The sequence below is a fragment of the Rhizobium grahamii CCGE 502 genome (assembly GCF_000298315.2).
In the GTDB taxonomy this organism is placed as follows: Bacteria; Pseudomonadota; Alphaproteobacteria; order Rhizobiales; family Rhizobiaceae; genus Rhizobium; species Rhizobium grahamii.
Map to the genome: position 1 here is coordinate 154622 of NZ_AEYE02000036.1, position 18170 is coordinate 172791.

Consider the following 18170-nt stretch of genomic DNA (forward strand, 5'->3'; position numbering starts at 1 on the left):
TCTGACGGGCTTCGGAAAGCCACAGCGCCAAGTTTGGACCCCAATCCGAGACTATCGTCCTCCTTCGACGTGATAAAGGGTGTCTGCGGCATCAGATGCTCGTCAATGGGCCGGAAAGATCGGGTGCCATCGACCCTTTCGATATGATTGAGGAAGGATAATATCTGGTTATTCGGGCCCGATCCGGACGAAGCCCTTGTTGGTCGCGCCTATCTGCATCACCGTCCGGTCGCTGCGTGCTTACAAGGTACCCCTGCCCTGTAGGGGGTGTGGAAAAAGAGCCATAACTCGAGCGAACTTGCAAATCCCGTCGACCCAGCGTCAGAGCTTGTGTTGCTCGACCGCGGTGAAGCGCAATGCCCTTCCATCAGTCGCAACCAAGCTGTCCATCTCCCTTTCGAGTTGGTCGCGGTCGTCAATGCCCCGCAACAGACGACCAGCAAGCGCATCGTAACGGCCGGAAGCGATGTCCGCTATCAGACGTGCAGCACGAGAAGGCTCGACGTTGACGCCGTCGTCGAAGAGCTTCTGAATGCCTGGTAGATAGGTTTTGCCAGCCTCCGACGACAGCTGCATTTCGGTCATCGCGGTTCGGACAAGCCCCGGGTCTACCGCGAAGGCGCGCACGTTTTGGGCAATCGTCGTATCGTTGAGACACTCGGTCAGGCGCATTACCGCAGCTTTACTGGCGGCATAACCGGAGCCATTTGGAAAGCTGTTGCCTGTTCCACCACCGACCAGGTTGACGATGCGGCCCTTGCCGCGCGCCAACATTGTTGGAGATGCCGCGCGGGAAGTGTGGAAGGTGCCGCGCAGATTGATCTCTACATCCCGCCACCAGACGAGCGGATCACACTCCCATACCGGACCGAAAGCCTGGAACGAGCCATGGTTGTTGACCAGTGTATCGACTGGACCCAATTCGGACACAATCCGGGCAAAAGCGCTTTCGACGGCGCTATACTCGGTAACGTCGGTGGTCACGGCGATCGCTCGCCCGCCCTCGCCTTCAATCAGCGCGACCGTTTCCTCGATCTCAGTCGCTGTTCGCGCAAGCACGGCAATCTTGGCGCCCTCCCGCGCTTGGTGCAGTGCGATCTCCCGACCAATTCCTCTACCGCCACCGGTTACGACTGCTACAGTGTCCGTAAGCCGGGCCATTTTTCTACTCCTCATTCGGTTATGGGGTCGGTTAGCCCTCGCCAGTATGTAGACGATACTGCGTGATGATCAATGCTTTCGCCCGGCGTGCGAGTAGGCCACTAGACGATAATCAGGTAACAACGGAGAGTTGAGCTATGACGGAGCAAAGGTCCCCGCCTTGATGGGAGCGGAATCTGGGTCCCGTCATTCGCCTCTGGCGCTCTTGAACGGATCAGAACCCTCGACCCTGTTGCTACAAAAGCTATCAGTTTGAAATTCGTTGGTCACGGACGTCGGCTTTGCTTGGTCGAATGATCGATTTGGGGCCGATTCCCCACCATCTCCTCGGAGGAAACCCCAACACGAATAGCGGACGCCGGGATTCTTGCCGTCGAGGCCAGGAAGCGGCCCGTTGCGGCCACTACTCCGCGGCAATTCTGTCCGTAGGGCAATGCCGAAAAATGCCAAATTTAGGCTTCCGCACTCTGCCGCCTTCGGTATTGCCAACCGATCTTGATGAGATCAAGATAGCATCTGCCGAGATGGATGGAGGGGATAGTGGCGCGGCGGGTTCGCGCAACATCATCTTGGGGGCGCGATGAGGAGGGTAGGCTCGGTGCACCGCGCGGGTGACGTTCAAGGACGTCGAACCAGCCTGGGTGCAGCGCTTCTCGGCGACACGCCGATTGGCATCGCAAGTGAGGGGGCACATGCGAATATGAGTATAGCGCAACGCCTTGTCGTTCTGGCAACAATTCTGCTGTTGGCGGCTGTCCCGCAGCCTTCCCATTCGACTGACCGGACCCTGAAGCTCCTGCTCTGGCAGGCCCCCAGCATCCTCAACCCGCATCTGGCCCCCGGTGTGAAGGATCAGACGGCCAGCCGCATCATCTATGAACCATTAGCGAGTTTCGATAGCGAAGGACATTTGGTTACGTTTCTCGCGGCGGATGTCCCATCCTTGACCAACGGTCAGGTCGCAAAAGACGGTAGGTCGGTTATTTGGAAGCTGAAACCAAACGTGAAATGGTCCGACGGCGTTGCCTTCACCGCCAGGGACGTCGTCTTCACTTATTCCTACATCACCAATCCCGATGTCGGCTCATCGAGCGTCGGGACCTACAAGTCGGTCGACAAGGTCGAAGCGCTTGACGATCTGACGGTCAAAGTGACGTTCAAGAACGTCGATCCCGCCTGGGCGCTGCCCTTTGTCGGCATACAGGGCACCATCCTCCCGGAGCATGTCTTTGCCCCCTACAACAACAAGGCAGCCGTGGACGCTCCGCCCAACCTGAAGCCCATCGGGACCGGGCCGTATCGTCTCAAGGAGTTCCGCACGGAAGATGTTCTGCTGATAGGCGACGATGTCGTCAACACGGTGAAGATCATCTACGAGCCCAATCCTGAATACCGCGATCGGGCGCGTCAGGGATTTGACGAAGTGACTTTGCAGGGTGGCGGCGATGCCAAGATGGCCGCCAAGGCGGTGCTCGGCACGGGCGTCGTCGACTACGCGTGGAACCTGCAGATCGGCGATGCCGAGTTGCAGGAACAGGAAGCCAAGCACATCGGCAAGGTGGCGCTCTACTTTGGCTCCTACGTCGAGCGCCTCATGCTGAATTTCACCGACCCGAACCGCGAGACTTCGGACGGCGAGCGGGCGAGCCTGCAGTTCGCCAACCCGATCCTTGCCGATGCCAAAGTGAGGCTCGCCTTGGCGAAAGCTGTCGACCGCAACAAGATCGCCGCGCTTTACGGGAGGACTGGCCGGCCAACCGCAAACCTCCTGGTCGCCCCCGTTCTCTATAATTCTCGCAACACCACCTGGGAATTCGATCCCGACAAGGCTCGGGCGCTTTTGGACGAGGCGGGCTGGCGCGACACCAACGGCGACGGCATCCGGGATAAGAGCGGTCTTCCCTTGACCCTTCTTTTCCAGACCTCGGTCAACGCGGTTCGCCAGAAGACCCAGGCGATCATCGCCGCCGATCTGGCTGCGATCGGCATTAAGGTCGAGGACAAGCAGATCGATTCGAGCGTCTTCTTCTCGCCTTCACCGGATATCCTTAATACCAGCCAGCATTTCTACGCGGATCTTGAGGAGTTCGCGACCGGCAACAAGAGCCCCGATCCGGGAAGCTATATGGTCAAGTGGACCTGCGCGGAGGCCGCTCAGAAAAGCAACAACTGGTCCGGGCTGAACGAGTCCCGCTATTGCAGCGACAAGTACGATGCGCTGTTCCGCGCATCGGAAACGGAAATCGATCCGGAAAAGCGGATTGGCCTGTTCGTGGAGATGAACGACCTCCTGATTGCTGACTCCGCGGTCACTCCCATTGTCGAGTGGGCAAACGTCCCCGGTCTTCGCAACGATATCGTCGGCTTCGATCCCACGCCCTGGGATTCCGAGACGTGGAACATCGCGGACTGGCGGCGCACGCCATGAGCGACCAAAGCTAGAGGCACGGAACACGAGGAGTCTGTGGTCGCAAGAAATAGTCCATTCTATACCGCTCCGCTGCGCGCGCTCGTCCGCGCAGCTTCGCCGGCTCTCAGAAATCTGAACATCGGCGGCAAGCTCACCGTCGGATTTGGCATTCTGGCGGCGCTGACGCTGCTCGTTGTCGGCTTGAACTATCTGGGTAGCCTAGATGCAGTCAGAAGCATCAACAGAACGACCAACCTGAGCGCCCCGAGCGCGGTCGCCTCGGCGCGGGCGCAGGCCGACTTGCTACGGATGCTGAGCGCCGTTCGCGGCTATCTTGCGCTGGACGAGGAGAGTTACCGCGACGATTATGCTTCGGCGAAAGCCGCATTTCTTGGCGACATACAGTCGCTTGAACGTCTGCTCCAGGAGAGAATCGGTCCGCAGCCCGGCCCCGCCGCCGACGTCGAGAAGCGGATGACACTGCTCCACGAAAAACTCGCCTCTTGGCAGCCGCTGACGGACCAGCTTTTCGAATTGCGTAACGACCAGCTTCGACGCGAACCCGCTCTCAAGCTGCTGGTGACGGATGCAAACCCGATGATCGCGACGATTGTCGGGACTGCAACGGCGCTGATCCTGGCGCAACAGAAGCGGGACGCTACACCTCAAAACATGGCGTATCTCGCCGACCTCGCGTCGTTCCAGAGCTCCTTCTATGCGATGGTCGCAGGCCTGCGGGGCTATGTGACGACCAAGCGAGATGGCTTTAAGTACGAATACGAGGCGAACCTCACCATCAACGACACGGCCTGGAAGAAGATAGCGGACGCCAACGCGGCCCTTACGCCGAACCAGGAAATGCTGATCGACAAGCTGTCGAAGACGCGGGAGGCCTTCCTGCAGTTCCCCCCACAGATGTTTGCCGCGGTCGAAGGCGAACACGCGCGTGAGGATCTCTATGTCTTCCGCACACATGCGGTCCCGCTGGCTGAAGGCATGCTTGGCATTCTCGACGACATTGCCAGGGAGGAACAACACCGGCTGCAGGCGGATCTGGGCAGCGGCCGTGATCAGCTCGAGACCGCGCAGCGCGTTATCCTACTCGGTGGCGTCACCGCCGCGGCTCTCGGCCTGATCCTCGGCCTGATCTTTCGGGAGAGCATTGCCGGGCCGATCCAGCGCCTGACGGGAATTGCCGACCGGGTTCGGCAGGGCGACCTTGCCGCACGCGCCAAGGTCGAGTCGGGCGATGAGATCGGCACGCTGGCGACAACATTCAACGACATGACAGCGCAATTGGGTTCCAATCTCGGTGACCTCGAAAACCGCCGAAGGGAGCAGGAGCAGCTCGCCTTGCGATTTCGCCGACAGAGCGAATACCTGGGCGCTCTGCACGATACGTCGCTCGGCCTGATCGCGAGATTGGACCTGACCGAACTCCTGTCGGATTTGACGACGCGCGCCGCAAGTCTGCTCGGCACGCAGCATGGCTACGTCTATCTTGTGGACGAAGCCGCAGAGACACTCCAGCGCATGGTCGGCGTCGGTGTCTATGCGGGACAGGCCGCCGGTCAGAAACTGGAGAACAAGGAAGGCGTGGCGGGGACGGTCTGGCATACGCGCGAGGCGCTCGTCATCAACGAATACCCGACCTGGCCAGGGCGGGCGGCTGCTGCGGCCCAGCTCGACGTGACGATCAGGGCGATCATGGCCGTACCGCTCAAATCCGACGAGACGGTGATCGGTGTGCTCGGCATTGCTTACGACGATGCCTCGGCGCTCGAATTCGGCACGGAAGAAGTCGAGCTTCTCAATCGCTTCGGGCAGCTCGCCTCGATCGCTCTGGAAAACGCACGACTGCATACCGCAACGGAAGCGGCCAAGAGTGAGGCGGAGGAAGCGAGCAGACGGATCGGCGAGCAAAACCGGGCCCTGGAAGCTGTCTCGAGCAAGCTGTCCAAGTATCTCTCGCCCCAGGTCTTTGCCTCGATCTTCTCCGGCAGGCAAAACGTTGAAATTTCCTCCACCCGAAAGAAGCTAACCATTTTCTTCTCCGACATAGCCGACTTCACGGCGACGACCGACAAACTCGAGTCGGAGGAGCTGACTGACTTGCTCAATCACTATCTGACCGAGATGGCCAAGCTTGCGCTGGAGTACGGTGCGACGATCGACAAGTTCATCGGCGATGCGATCCTGGTGTTCTTCGGCGATCCCGAGACCAAGGGCATCAGGGAAGACGCTCTCGCCTGCGTCAGAATGGCGATCGCGATGCAAATGAGGATGCGGGATCTGCGGGCGGATTGGGCCGAAGCCGGCTTTGCGTTGCCATTCCATCTTCGTATCGGCATCAACACCGGCTATTGCACCGTGGGCAATTTCGGCAGCGAGGATCGGATGGACTATACAATCATCGGCGGCGAGGTGAACCTCGCCTCGAGGCTGCAGAGCCATGCCGACCTGGGCGGCGTACTGCTAGCAGACGAGACCTACGCCCTGGTCAAGGACGCAATTGAAGCCGAGGAGTTGCCTCCCCTGACCGTCAAGGGCTTTGCCTATCCCATCAAGACATACCGGGTGATCGGCTCTCGCATTACCCAAGAACCGCTGGAACACGTGCCTTCAAGCAGCGAGTACGACCTACAGTCGGATATAGGCTCCGCTCTGAAAGGCACCGATCGTGAGAAGGCGATTAAAGCGCTCGAGCGCTATCTGGCGACGCTACGAAAATAGCAATGCGCGTTACTGCAACAGCGCCGCGTTGTCACGGCGCAATGTCCGCTTTGCTGAGACAACAAGCTGTGGCTCAATGACCAATATGGTTAAGGGTTTCGGGTGCCGTCAGGCGTACGAAAGCCTCTCATGCAGGAACCCGCGGTCGGCATTCTCTGAGCTATGGGGTTTTGTGTGTCGGATCTTCCGGCGGGCCGTCGATCGCAGCGACGTTTGTCAGCCCCAGCAGGCCGAGAGTGGTGTTTGCAGGTGTGATTGCCGAGATTTTCGTGGTGACTGGGAGCACGTTTGCCAGGGTGAATGCCGTCGCCATAGGGACTGGCGCAGGGCCTCCTGGCGGTTCACCGAAGCACGAGGGAGGCTGCGACAAGCAGACAATGGCCGGCGACATCAAGGCGCTGCTCGATCATCTTGGCATTGAGAGCCCGATCACGCTGGTAGCTCATGATCTTTGAATGCAGGTCAGACACGCGCTCGCCGTTGGCCGAGCGAGCGACGTCAGCTTCGGGTCCCGAAATCAGTTAGTGGAAGTGCTATGGGCCGGGAGCGATATCGCAGCGATTGATCACCATTCTTATGTTCTCGCGAACGCCGCCGCAAAAGCATCAATCTCCGGTACGAGGCTACTGCGCGTCAAACCTTGGACAACGACTTGGTCCGATCGGCCCGTCTTAAAAACGCGATAACGTTTCTAAAAATTTGGGTAGCCCGGGGGCTGGGCTCCGATCATGGGAAGCTCAAGTCCAAACCGACCATCCGGCTAAGGACGAAGGCGAAGAGCCCCACGCATAAGAGCGCTAGGACGAAGACTGCGACCATCTTCCCGCCCGTGCGAAGCACCGCGGCCCTCTCCTCATTCTCCCCTTGATCGTGATGCCACTTGATGGCGAAGAACATGCCCGCGCCTAACACAAGAAGTTTGAACGGAAGGAAGACGACAATGAACCAATCCATCTTGAAGAGTTCCGAGGCTATTACTTGACGGGTCCAATCGCGAGGAAAACTGCCACGCTACTTCGGTCGAACGTAGTCGCGGTCGATCTTTCCCTCTTCCGCCTTGAAGAAGAATTGACTGTTGATGAGCCAACCCTTCAGCGGCCGAAGAGGCAAAAGACAAGCCAGAAGTACCAGCGGGAGGGATGTAAAGAGGTGCACCCACATCGAGGGGGAATAGGTAACTTCGATCCAGCACGCCACCGCCACTGCCGGTACGCATGTGAAGCAGATTACGAAGAACGCCGGCCCATCTGCTGGATCCGCGAAAGAGTAGTCCAGGCCACAGACTTCGCATTTCGCCTTCACCGTCAGAAAGCCATCAAAAAGGTGCCCTTGTCCGCACTGGGGGCATAACCCACGCAGTCCAGTCTGGATCGGCGGTAATGGAGGCCATTCCTGGGTCATTGCCTATCTTTCTAAGATTGCTTGAATGCCTCTCTACATACAATTATCCTTCAAAACATACATCTTACAAATTGTCGCAGAGTGCGCATTTGAGCTTGCTGCAACGCACCTGTCTGCGGTGACACTCCGTTCACTCAAGGCTCCAATTCTTGACAACCGGCCTCAGTTGCTATTCATATAATCTCCCTATAATACTTGCATTGAATGCAAATTACTGGAAAATTTATGGCTGCGACATCTTGGACCCCTCAGCTTGGCACCCGTGACGGGCCTATCTATTTGTCGATTGCGGATTCTTTGGCCCATGACATTGCCAGTGGTCGATTGGCTGAAGGGGCGCGACTACCAACGCAGCGAAAACTGGCTGATGACCTCGGCATTGACTTTACCACGGTCAGCCGAGCCTACTCGGAGGCCCGCAGCCGCGGCCTGATTGAGGGCAAGGTGGGTCAAGGGACATACGTGCGAGCAAAGCGCGGGGCGCGACTACCACAGCAGCCCGCTGGCCTCGTCGACATGAGCATGAACCTGCCGCCGAGGTTTCTCGATCCCGTTCTGGAGCAGAGAATGTGGGATGGCGCGAAACAGCTTCAGGAGCAGGGCTTAGACCTCCTGCTAAGGTATCAGGAACCCGGCGGCATCATGAAGGATCGTATCGTCGCTGCGTCCTGGCTTTCAAGGCGGCTCCCGGGGATATCGCCTGATAGGGTCGTAGTCACCTCAGGCGCGCAGGGGGCGCTCCACGCCATTCTCAGCGTACTGACAAACGCCGGCGATGTCGTCTGCGCAGAAGAACTCACCTACCCTGGGTTCCGCTCGATCGCATCTCATCTCAGGCTCAAATTGGCTCCCGTCCCAATGGACGATCAGGGGCTCATTCCGGATGCCTTCGCGCATGTATGCAGGGAGGCGAAGCCGAAAGCACTCTACTGTATGCCCACGCTTCACAATCCGACTACACGGACATTGCCCGTTCAGAGAAGGCACGATCTCGTCAATGTTGCGCGGACATACGGCGTGCCGATTATCGAGGACGACGCGTATAGCGCCCTTGTCTCCGCCCCGCCACCGCCACTTGCTGCGCTGCTGCCCGAGGCGGCCTATCATGTGGCCAGCTTATCCAAATGCTTGTCTCCCGCCCTTCGAGTCGCATACGTCGCCTTACCGGAAGGTCGTACACATAGGTTGGCCAACGCGATCCGGGCTTCAGCGTCAATTGTGTCTCCGCTCTCGAGTGCTCTAGCGTCTCAATGGATCGAGACGGGAGTAGCGGATTTTGTCAGAGGGGAAATTGTCAAGGAGACGGCGAGGCGCCTGGACGCACTCAAGGCAATCCTTCCCTTCGATGTTGAATCCTCTCCGGGCGGCTTCCACGTGTGGCTGAAGGTTCCCGAACCTTGGACGCGAGGAGAACTGGTTTCCAGCTTGCGTTCGATCGGTGTCGTCACCAGCGACGCCTTTGCAATTGACTCCGCGCCCGAAGCCATACGACTTGCGCTTGGCGCTCCGGTGAACCTGGAGGAACTTACACGCGCCCTCCGGATTTTGGCTGACCTTCTAGCCCAGCAGCCCGCGATCTCCACAATGGTAGTCTGACCATACAGGCGCGAGAATGGCTTCCATGTCACCCCCAGCAGATGACGTCCGTACATCGTCGAACGGCAAGTGGTGACCATACTAAAGTCCGTTTGCCGAGGGCCAGAGCCGGGCTACTTTCTCCCAGTCCTCTTTCTCCTGGGAGGATATTGGCGAGCCGCAGCGGAGGGGATGTTTTGCAGTAACCTACCCTGTGGCCTCCCTCACGCTGGGCGGCGTGTCAACCAGCGCGTAGCTGCTGTGACGTCATCGTTGCTAAGGCAGCGCAAGGACGCTGAAGCGGCCGAACCCGATTATTGAATTGTCAGAGGAACTAACTTCAGAGCCGTGGACCACCACCGCTTGAGGCACACGGCGGTACAACGTCTCGCAGGCGGTGGTACTTCTCACATAGCTCTCTTATCGGGTTCATGGGACACACCAGCGACCGCGTCGCGAATGTTTACTTCGATTAGATCGCCATCTTCCAACTGAGAAGCTCTGATCGCCTCCCAGATGCCGGCAAGTGTGGCTTGCACCCACGCGTTTGGAGAAAATCCTCTCTGCGAATCGAACTCTTTGCGGCGGGGGCGACCGCCTCGCGCTTCGGACAGGACCGTACCATTGCAGTCGCATTTCACGGGTTGATATTAAGGTCGCTCGACGGCCCCACCAAAGGCCGCGCGAGCGGTAACCGCTTCTGGCAACAAGGGCCTGTGAACCCGTTGACCAAACTCTCGTCTGAAACCGAACGCCCTTTCGATCAGAATCTTCGTGAAGATCCCTGCGCCGCTCGAATAAATCCGCCATCCTCCGTCAACCGCAATTCGGCCCGAACGGAGGTCATTCCAATCAGAGGAAGCTTTGTAACGGTCGCTGAACGCGGCATCACTGCTGCTGAAGTAAGTGTTTCGTTGCCGCAGCGAGGCCTGTGGCAGGCGGTTGGAAATCGCAACGGGATTGGCGAGTGCTAGTCCTTTCCACAGACCATCGGCGTCTCCCTGCAGTGCCAGCGCTTCGCAATAACGAAGATGCGCGTGCGTATACATCAGTCCTATCTCCCGCCCGAAGAACGCAGATGATTCAGCGCGCCGAAACAATCTCTCAGTCCCGCCCGAATATCGCACAGCCTTCTCCATGAGCCTTGCGCCGTCGGGAAAGAGCAAATTCTCCTTAATCACCGTCAAATGGCGTGCGGTCTGCTCGGGCGTAAACAGCCCACCGAGGATCGGCTGCGTCATTGAAATCAATGAATAGTGGAGACCAGTACGCCGGTCATCTGGATGGAGCAGTAACTCGACATTCCCATCTGGATCTAGAATACCGTAGCCAGCGACTACGTTATCGCGGATCAGGAGATCATTGAAATCTTGTCGCATGGCAGCGGCCGTTCTCTGAAACGCGGCAGCCTCAGTTGCATGTCCAGCGCCGGCAAGAATGACCGCGTACCGCGCCACCTGCTCGTACAGTAGTGCGACGGTCCAGCTACTTACCATCCAGTCACGAAGGTGCGGATCGGCGGGCTGCAGGGAGTCGTTCCAGTCTCCTTCGCCGTAGCGGACCAAATTTGTGCCGGGGATAAAGCGTTCTTGTACTATTTGGAACAGTTTTTCAACATGGCCGAAGATCGTCGCCTCTTGCTCGGTATGCTCCAAGGTGTCGTCGGCTCGCCAGGGCGCCGCTACTTCAAGGATAGCAATGTCCCCTGTGGCTTCAATGTAATCGCAAAGTGCTTTCAGCGGCCAAACAATGATGTCGCCATGGCTTTCCCCGGCGCGGATGTTTGAATAGGGCTCGAGCATAAACCATTGCGGCCAGTCGCCCCGGTCCTGAAACTGCTCGCCAAACAGGATCTGGAGGATGTCTCGAACCTCGTTGTCGTGCTCGAAAGCGAGGAGGAGTTCTACAGGGCCTTGGCAAACATCGCGTGTTCCCCAGGCAGCGCCGGTAAACTGCTCGAGACCATGCGGAACACTCGCATGAATTATCGCATCATGGGCAAGCCAAGGCAGGAACGTTGTATGGGCGAGAAGGTCAGGCCCATCTCCCTGTACCACAATGTTCCGCGTCACGTCGTTCCAGAAAGCAGCGGCGGGGGTAAGCATTTCCAACAGATCGACACCGACTTCATAGCGTTTGGCGAGTTCTTCGCCCTGTTTCGCGTCAACCATCGATCCAGTCACTGCGAATCGGAAGAGGTGTGTTTCACGAATCTCGAGAACGATGAATGGCCCCCCGCGCGCTAAGCGGTCGGTATATAGGAGCTCATCCCCTCCGATAGCCTCGACGAGCTCGGGCATTGACGTGATCAGATGATAGGCGGCGGCCGGATACTTCTGTCCCCAGAGGCTGGTGGCGTCAGGACTAAAGGTTATGCGTCTACCTGTGACGTTGACATCAACACGGCCCGCACTCTCAAATTCTCGTTCACCCAGCGTAAGATGTCCGAAGACGAGAAATCGGCAGGGAGCACCCTTGCTTGTTATCTGCCACTGCATCGCCGGGTCCTCTCCGGACACGGCTGCCATAATAGTAATAGTGCGCCCTGGCAGCCTGTAGAGCCATCGGCAATCGCTAAGTCCCATCTCGAAAGCGGAAGGGGTTCCCAGGAGCCTCCAACCATCCCCTTCGTCAACCAGGATTCTTAGGCCGTTTGCTACCGTCAGATTGTAGGGATCACGGGAAACTGAGAAGAGTTTGTGGAAGGAGGTATTTCCGATTGTGAGCTGTGCAGCAAAGATACCCTGCATCCAGCATGTGGCGGCAAGAGTATTGTCGCCCGGAAGCATGTTCTGGCCGCTACGCACGATCGCGCCATGGCGCCTGATGGAGGCGATCTCCTTTCCCTGCAGGACAACATGGCGGTTGTGCAAACCGTCCTCAATGAAGAAGGATAAGAGCTTGCCTTCCATTCGTTCCTCCAGGCATCGCCTGGGGTAGAGTTCTTCCACCTGCTTATCGTCAAGTTCGAGTGACACAGCTTCTGAAATGTCCTGAAGCAAGCTGCGCGAAACACTTGCAAGCTTAGAGCCCGAAGAACCGGCTTTGAAAGACTGAATGCCGTCTAGCCTGGCGATGTCCTTGTCGCTTGAAGGTTCGGAATGATCGGGGACAAACAGACCAAAAAATGTTGCTGTTGCGTTTACTCCTGGACCGATGGAGAGCGGCGTAGATTGTATGGCCGGACAAGCCAATTCATGCTGTCGACGGACTGCGGGGAGGTTGTTGCCGAAATCCGGGACCATCGCAGCGTGGCAAGGTTGCCTTGGAAAAACCAATTGGATCGCATCTGTCGCGTAAGCCGCAGCTCCCGTGGCACAACCGTGAGCGAGCCAAGGATTGCGGTCGCCTGGCTGCTTGAGGTTCTGGCGGTTCATCACTACAGGCCCGAAAACCGGGTGGTTGGCAATGGTGTGGTCGATGTACTGGGAGGCATAAGCTTCGCTCCCCATTAAGAAGCCATGGTTTCCAATGCCGACGTCTTGCACTAGGACTAGGTCGGCCTCCAGCGCGGCTCCAGAGAGGTTTTCCAACGTAACCTGCCAGAACCATGTCGCCTCGGTGGAATGCAACTCAAGCTGAACGGAATGTCGGATATCGCCCGATTGGCCATTCCAGAAGAAGGCAGTCTCGCCCCGGCTGAACGAGATCCTGGCACGCGGCCCCACGATTTCGAAAACCCCTGCTTGCGAGCCGCCGATCCTCAGATAGAGTCTACCAATTCCTCCATAGACTGGCGATCCAAACACCTGGTTGACCATCATTGCACCAAAGTCATCGTTGTATTCGATCGCAAACAACGTGCCGTTTGGCAGGAGGGATATGGAAAGACCGCTGTCGTTGGACAGGCTTACAAGGCCAAGCCTGTCGCGACGAGGGATCTGGATGCGACGGTGTATTGCAGACGCCATGACCAGTAACCTCCTGTTACCACCCCGGGGGCGCACCCGTCTTGAATTTTCCCCAGTCAAAGCAGACCATCGGACAAACTCTCGATCGAGGCACCGGCCCATACCATCTATGCGTTGTCACCTTCAGTGGAGGTGGCCCCTCTCAATTCGGCCGTGCTCTTGACACCCCATTTCCAGCCGCTGATTTCGGGCATGTCATCGCCATGCTTCTGGATGTATTGCCGGTGTTCAATCAGCTTTTCGCGGATCGCCTGCTTGAAGTAGGCGGCACTGGCGCCAAGCTGCGGCAGTCGATCGATGACGTCCTCAACCAGATGGAAGCGGTCGAGCTCGTTCAGGACGACCATGTCAAAGGGTGTCGTGGTCGTGCCCTCCTCCTTGTACCCCCGCACATGCAGATTGTCGTGGTTGGTGCGCCGGTAGGTCAGGCGATGAATCAGCCAGGGATACCCATGGAACGCGAAGATGATCGGCTTGTCCTTGGTGAAGAAAGCATCGAAATCGCGGTCGGACAGCCCATGCGGATGTTCGCTCGACGGCTGCAGCTTCATGAGATTGACGACGTTGATGACGCGGACCTTCAGATCCGGCAAATGCTCGCGGAGCAACTGCACCGCGGCCAGCGTTTCCAGCGTTGGAACATCGCCGCAGCATGCCATGACGACATCGGGCTCGCTGCCCTTGTCGGAGCTGGCCCATTCCCAGATACCGAGGCCTTCCGCACAATGCTTGATCGCCTCATCCATCGTCAGCCACTGCGGTGAAGGCTGCTTGCCGGCAACGACGACATTCACGTAGTTGCGGCTGCGCAGGCAATGGTCAGTGACGGAAAGCAGCGTGTTGGCGTCCGCCGGCAGATAAACGCGGATCACTTCGGCCTTCTTGTTGACCACATGGTCGATGAAACCCGGATCCTGGTGGCTGAAGCCATTGTGATCCTGGCGCCAGACATGCGAGCTCAGGAAGTAGTTAAGCGATGCGATCGGTCGCCGCCATGGGATGTCGTTGCACACCTTCAGCCATTTGGCATGCTGGTTGAACATCGAATCGATGATGTGGATGAACGCTTCGTAGCAGGAGAAGAAGCCGTGCCGTCCAGTCAGGAGGTAGCCTTCCAGCCAGCCCTGGCACTGATGCTCGCTCAACACCTCCATGACGCGCCCGTCGGGCGACAGGTGATCGTCCTCAGGGTAGATCTCCGCCATGTAGCAGCGGTCCGTAACCTCAAGCACGTCCTGCCAGCGGTTGGAGTTGTTCTCGTCGGGGCTGAATAACCGGAAGTTATTGCTGTTCAGGTTCAACTTCATGACGTCACGCAGGAATTTACCCATGACTCGCGCGGATTCGGTCGTTGTCGCGCCGGGGCTCGGCACCGAGACGGCGTAATCGCGGAAGTCGGGCATCTTCAGATCTCGCAGCAGCAGCCCACCGTTTGCGTGCAGGTTGTCGCTCATGCGGCGATGACCCGTCGGGGCCAACGCGGCGACTTCGGCGCGAAGCTTTCCGCCCTCGTCGAAGAGTTCCTCTGGTTTGTAAGTATTCATCCAGTGCTGCAGAATCTTGATGTGCTCGGGCTTGTCCATTTCGCCCATCGGGACCTGGTGTGCTCTCCAGTAACCCTCGCACTTCTTGCCATCGATTTCGCTTGGGCAGGTCCAGCCTTTCGGCGTCCGGAAGACGATCATCGGCCACGCCGGACGCTTCAGATTGCCTTTCTCGCGCGCCTCCGCCCAGATCCGCTTGATCTCTGCGACGGCTGTATCCATGGCGGCAGCCAATTGCTGCTGCACCTTGTCGGGCTCATGCCCCTCGACGAACAGCGGCGCATAGCCCATCCCTTCGAAGAACTTCCTCAGTTCGGGCTCGGGAATGCGCGCCAGGAAGCACGGGTTGGCGATCTTGTAGCCGTTGAGGTGCAAGATCGGCAGCACACATCCATCGCGGGCCGGATTGAGAAACTTGTTACCGTGCCATCCCGTGGCGAGCGGGCCGGTTTCCGCCTCGCCGTCGCCGACGACGCAAGCGACAATCAGGTCGGGATTGTCGAAAGCCGCGCCGTAGGCATGGCTCAAGGCGTAACCCAGTTCGCCGCCCTCATGGATGCTTCCAGGCGTTTCGGGAGCGACGTGGCTCGGAATTCCACCAGGGAAGCTGAACTGTTTGAACAGGGCCTTCATCCCTTCGGCGTCCTCGCCGATATTCGGGTAGAACTCGCTGTAGGTCCTTTCCAGATAGGCATGCGCGACAAGTGACGGCCCACCATGGCCGGGGCCGATCACATAGATCATGTTGAGGTCGTCGCGTTTGATCACGCGATTCAAATGCACGTAGAGCATGTTCAAGCCCGGCGTCGTTCCCCAGTGGCCAAGCAGCCTTGGCTTGATGTGCTCACGCTTGAGCGGCTCCTTCAGGAGCGGATTGTCGAGCAGATAAATCTGTCCGACCGAAAGATAGTTCGATGCGCGCCAGTAGGCGTCCATCAAGCGCAGTTCGTCGGCTCCCAGCGGAGCGGCTTTTGCCTGATAATCGTCGGTTGAAAGAGTGGCATTCGTCATCGTCAGCCTCCTATCGACTGTCATCATATCTTCATGCTTGCCGAAGTGGCAGGGGCTTATCCGCCAGCCGGTCGAACTGTCCGCAACCTTGAATGTTCGGTTGAACGATGGCCTGAACCCGTAAAGCCGCGCCATCCCGAGATTCAGGCTGCCGCAGTTGAGGACAGTTGGAATGACAATTTCGGGCGCAAATGGCAGGGACGCCACAACGACCCAAGGAGAGTCCCGTCGTCCGGTCCGAACGGCGCCCCGCGCGCGCTGTGATCGAAAAACTCCCGGCGCACTCCACCAACCTCCAGCGTCAGCCAGGGACCATCGCGCGCGGTAAACCCCGGGCCATCTTGGCGGCGAACTCTCGAATGATGATGCCACGCTCCTGATGGGTGACGAAGGTGGCCTCCGGAACCTCTTTTCCGGCAAGTGACGAAAGCGCGATCTGAATGAGGTAGTTTTCCGTAGCTGCCCGGAAACAATCCCGTCGCCGCGACGAGTTTAGGATCCGTGGCGAGCGCTTCGGCCTCGTCGGCGCCATTGCCGACCGCGATCGAGAAGTACTCGACGTGGCCCCGGGGCAAGCGCCTGCAACGAGTTGCAGATGTCTCACGAGCAAAGCCATGGATCATTAGTTTCAGCTGAACGCCGGCAGAAAAAACTAATGTGTCAAGATTTGACTTAAAAACAGCTTGGTCCGCTCGTGTTGGGGATTGGTGAAGAAGTCTTTCGGTTTGCCTTCCTCGACGATTTGGCCTGAATTCATGAAGATGACCCGATCGGCGACGGCGCGTGCGAAGCCCATTTCATGGGTCACGCAGACCATCGTCATGCCGTCCTTGGCAAGGCCGGTCATCGTCTCCAGAACTTCCGAGACCATTTCCGGGTCGAGCGCCGAGGTCGGCTCGTCGAAGAGCATCACGGCAGGCTCCATGCAGAGCGAGCGGGCGATCGCAACGCGCTGCTGCTGGCCGCCGGAAAGCTGGATCGGGTATTTGTTGGCCTGCTCGGGAATGCGCACGCGCTCCAGGAATTTCAGCGCCGTCTTCTTAGCTTCCGCCGCCGGCACGCCCTTGATCCACATCGGCCCGACCATGCAGTTCATCAGCACCGTCATATGCGGGAAGAGATTGAAATGCTGGAACACCATTCCGACATTCTTGCGGACCCCGCCGACGTTCCGCATCTTGTTGTGCAGCGTGATGCCGTTGACCGAAATTTCGCCTTCCTGATGCGCTTCCAGCCGGTTGAAGCAGCGAATCAGCGTCGACTTGCCGGAGCCCGAGGGACCGCAGACGACGATTCGCTCGCCCTTGCTGACCGTCAGGTTGATATCCTTCAGCACCTGAAACGTGCCGTACCACTTGGAAACGTTCTTCGCTTCGATGATCTTGTCGCCGTTCATCGGACTTTGCTCCTGGCGTAATGACGCTCGATGCGGGATTGGATGAGCTCCAGGCAGATCGACATGATCCAATAGAGCATGGCGGCCGAGATCAGCATTTCCATGTGCTGGAAGGTCTTCTGGCCGAGCGTGCGGGCGAGGAACATCAGCTCCCAAACGCCGATAACAGAAACCAGCGAGCTGTCCTTCAACATGGAGATGAACTGGTTCCCGGTCGGCGGGATGATGACCGGCAACGCCTGCGGCAGGATGATCTTGCGCATGGTGATGCCGAAGCCAAAGCCGATCGAGCGTGATGCCTCCCACTGGCCGCGGTCGATGCTCTGGATCCCCGAACGAAAAATCTCGGTCATGTAGGCGCCGTAGCAGAGTGACAGGGCGAGAATACCGGCTGGTACCGCATCGATCACGAAGCCGAGCTGCGGCAGGCCGAGATAGATCAAGTAGACCTGCATCAGCAGCGGCAGACCACGGAAGAACGAGGTGTAGAAGCTGGCGATCGCATAGGCGAAGCCATTGGTCGAGAGCTTGGCAACAGCGCCCAGGATGGCGATCGCCGACGCGATGATGATCGAAACGGCGGAGACATAGATCGTCGTCACCAGGCCCTGGGTGATCATGAAGGGCAGCTTTTCGACCATGAACGGCAGGCTCAGGTGAAATGTCGCGAAGAAGGCAAGAAACAGAAGCAGCAGCTCCAGCCAGACGACTGCGATCTGCACCCTGAGCGGCGCAAAGCCGATCAGCACGACATTGAGCACGAACATGACGGCGATGACAAAGGCGATCGCGAAGCGTCCGTAAAGGCCACTGGCAAAGGGATCCCCGATTACCGGACGCATCAATTCGCCCACCGCCGTGCCGGTCATGTTGAACATCAGGAAGAAAGCCAGCACGACCGCAAACATCGTCGCGATGAACCACGGCTTATGGACGAGCACTTCAGACTCGACGGTATCGGGATAAAGCATCTCTTGTCCCTTGCGGCAAATCGACGGTCCGGTTGCCCGGGCCGTCTGCTTCTGGCG

11 protein-coding genes and 1 pseudogene are annotated in these 18170 nt (G+C 58.3%); 4 read left to right on the plus strand and 8 right to left on the minus strand.

The window, feature by feature from the left end:
- Positions 1–321 precede the first annotated feature (321 nt).
- Positions 322–1161 carry an SDR family NAD(P)-dependent oxidoreductase gene (locus RGCCGE502_RS30915; protein ID WP_016558168.1) on the minus strand — a complete coding sequence of 280 codons (840 nt, stop codon included), beginning with the start codon at positions 1159–1161 and terminating at the stop codon, positions 322–324.
- A 700-nt stretch (positions 1162–1861) separates the two neighbouring features.
- Between RGCCGE502_RS30915 and RGCCGE502_RS30920 the strand changes: the two genes are divergently transcribed.
- The 3 genes from RGCCGE502_RS30920 to RGCCGE502_RS36925 all read left to right on the plus strand — a co-directional run bounded on the left by RGCCGE502_RS30920 (position 1862) and on the right by RGCCGE502_RS36925 (position 6759).
- Complete coding sequence (locus tag RGCCGE502_RS30920; RefSeq protein WP_040676064.1) at positions 1862–3589, plus strand: peptide ABC transporter substrate-binding protein; 1728 nt, start codon at positions 1862–1864, stop codon at positions 3587–3589.
- A gap of 36 nt (positions 3590–3625) precedes the next feature.
- Positions 3626–6304, plus strand: a complete 2679-nt coding sequence (locus tag RGCCGE502_RS30925; RefSeq protein WP_016558170.1) for an adenylate/guanylate cyclase domain-containing protein — start codon at positions 3626–3628, stop codon at positions 6302–6304.
- Between the two features lie 236 nt (positions 6305–6540).
- Complete coding sequence (locus RGCCGE502_RS36925; protein ID WP_141652445.1) at positions 6541–6759, plus strand: alpha/beta fold hydrolase; 219 nt, start codon at positions 6541–6543, stop codon at positions 6757–6759.
- A 271-nt stretch (positions 6760–7030) separates the two neighbouring features.
- On the opposite strand, the gene RGCCGE502_RS30930 is transcribed toward RGCCGE502_RS36925, so the two are convergent.
- Together RGCCGE502_RS30930 and RGCCGE502_RS30935 are read right to left on the minus strand one after the other, a co-directional pair.
- Positions 7031–7258 (minus strand): hypothetical protein, encoded by a 228-nt coding sequence (locus RGCCGE502_RS30930; protein ID WP_016558171.1) that lies wholly within the window; start codon positions 7256–7258, stop codon positions 7031–7033.
- A gap of 57 nt (positions 7259–7315) precedes the next feature.
- On the minus strand, positions 7316–7705 hold the full coding sequence (locus RGCCGE502_RS30935) for a DUF983 domain-containing protein (RefSeq protein ID WP_016558172.1): 390 nt from the start codon (positions 7703–7705) through the stop codon (positions 7316–7318).
- A 225-nt stretch (positions 7706–7930) separates the two neighbouring features.
- Here RGCCGE502_RS30935 and RGCCGE502_RS30940 point away from each other — a divergent pair, with 225 nt between their 5' ends.
- Positions 7931–9301: an aminotransferase-like domain-containing protein gene (locus RGCCGE502_RS30940; protein ID WP_016558173.1), complete on the plus strand. Its 1371-nt coding sequence runs from the start codon at positions 7931–7933 to the stop codon at positions 9299–9301.
- Positions 9302–9930: 629 nt separating this feature from the next.
- Here the strand turns inward: RGCCGE502_RS30940 and RGCCGE502_RS30945 are convergent.
- The 5 genes and pseudogenes from RGCCGE502_RS30945 to RGCCGE502_RS30965 form a co-directional block, all read right to left on the minus strand.
- Positions 9931–13191 carry a GH36-type glycosyl hydrolase domain-containing protein gene (locus RGCCGE502_RS30945; protein ID WP_016558174.1) on the minus strand — a complete coding sequence of 1087 codons (3261 nt, stop codon included), beginning with the start codon at positions 13189–13191 and terminating at the stop codon, positions 9931–9933.
- Between the two features lie 107 nt (positions 13192–13298).
- Positions 13299–15746, minus strand: coding sequence for a phosphoketolase family protein (locus tag RGCCGE502_RS30950; RefSeq protein ID WP_051158753.1), 2448 nt, complete (start codon positions 15744–15746; stop codon positions 13299–13301).
- A 39-nt stretch (positions 15747–15785) separates the two neighbouring features.
- A pseudogene (locus RGCCGE502_RS38450) lies at positions 15786–16078 on the minus strand (glucoamylase family protein); the annotation flags it as partial.
- A 320-nt stretch (positions 16079–16398) separates the two neighbouring features.
- The gene (locus RGCCGE502_RS30960; RefSeq protein WP_016558177.1) at positions 16399–17142 is read right to left on the minus strand and encodes an amino acid ABC transporter ATP-binding protein; all 744 of its coding nucleotides are present in this window, start codon (positions 17140–17142) and stop codon (positions 16399–16401) included.
- Entirely contained in the window at positions 17139–18113 is a 975-nt protein-coding gene (locus RGCCGE502_RS30965) for an amino acid ABC transporter permease (RefSeq protein ID WP_016558178.1), read from the minus strand. Before RGCCGE502_RS30965 ends, RGCCGE502_RS30960 begins: the two co-directional genes overlap by 4 nt.
- Between the last annotated feature and the right edge of the window lie 57 nt (positions 18114–18170).

Bases quoted from the DNA above. Each gene is read 5' to 3' on its own strand.
- RGCCGE502_RS30915 (WP_016558168.1), bottom strand. From the start codon at position 1,161: ATGGCCCGGCTTACGGACACTGTAGCAGTCGTAACCGGTGGCGGTAGA.
- RGCCGE502_RS30920 (WP_040676064.1), top strand. From the start codon at position 1,862: ATGAGTATAGCGCAACGCCTTGTCGTTCTGGCAACAATTCTGCTGTTG.
- RGCCGE502_RS30930 (WP_016558171.1), bottom strand. From the start codon at position 7,258: ATGGATTGGTTCATTGTCGTCTTCCTTCCGTTCAAACTTCTTGTGTTA.
- RGCCGE502_RS30935 (WP_016558172.1), bottom strand. From the start codon at position 7,705: ATGACCCAGGAATGGCCTCCATTACCGCCGATCCAGACTGGACTGCGT.
- RGCCGE502_RS30940 (WP_016558173.1), top strand. From the start codon at position 7,931: ATGGCTGCGACATCTTGGACCCCTCAGCTTGGCACCCGTGACGGGCCT.
- RGCCGE502_RS30945 (WP_016558174.1), bottom strand. From the start codon at position 13,191: ATGGCGTCTGCAATACACCGTCGCATCCAGATCCCTCGTCGCGACAGG.
- RGCCGE502_RS30950 (WP_051158753.1), bottom strand. From the start codon at position 15,746: ATGACGAATGCCACTCTTTCAACCGACGATTATCAGGCAAAAGCCGCT.
- RGCCGE502_RS30960 (WP_016558177.1), bottom strand. From the start codon at position 17,142: ATGAACGGCGACAAGATCATCGAAGCGAAGAACGTTTCCAAGTGGTAC.
- RGCCGE502_RS30965 (WP_016558178.1), bottom strand. From the start codon at position 18,113: ATGCTTTATCCCGATACCGTCGAGTCTGAAGTGCTCGTCCATAAGCCG.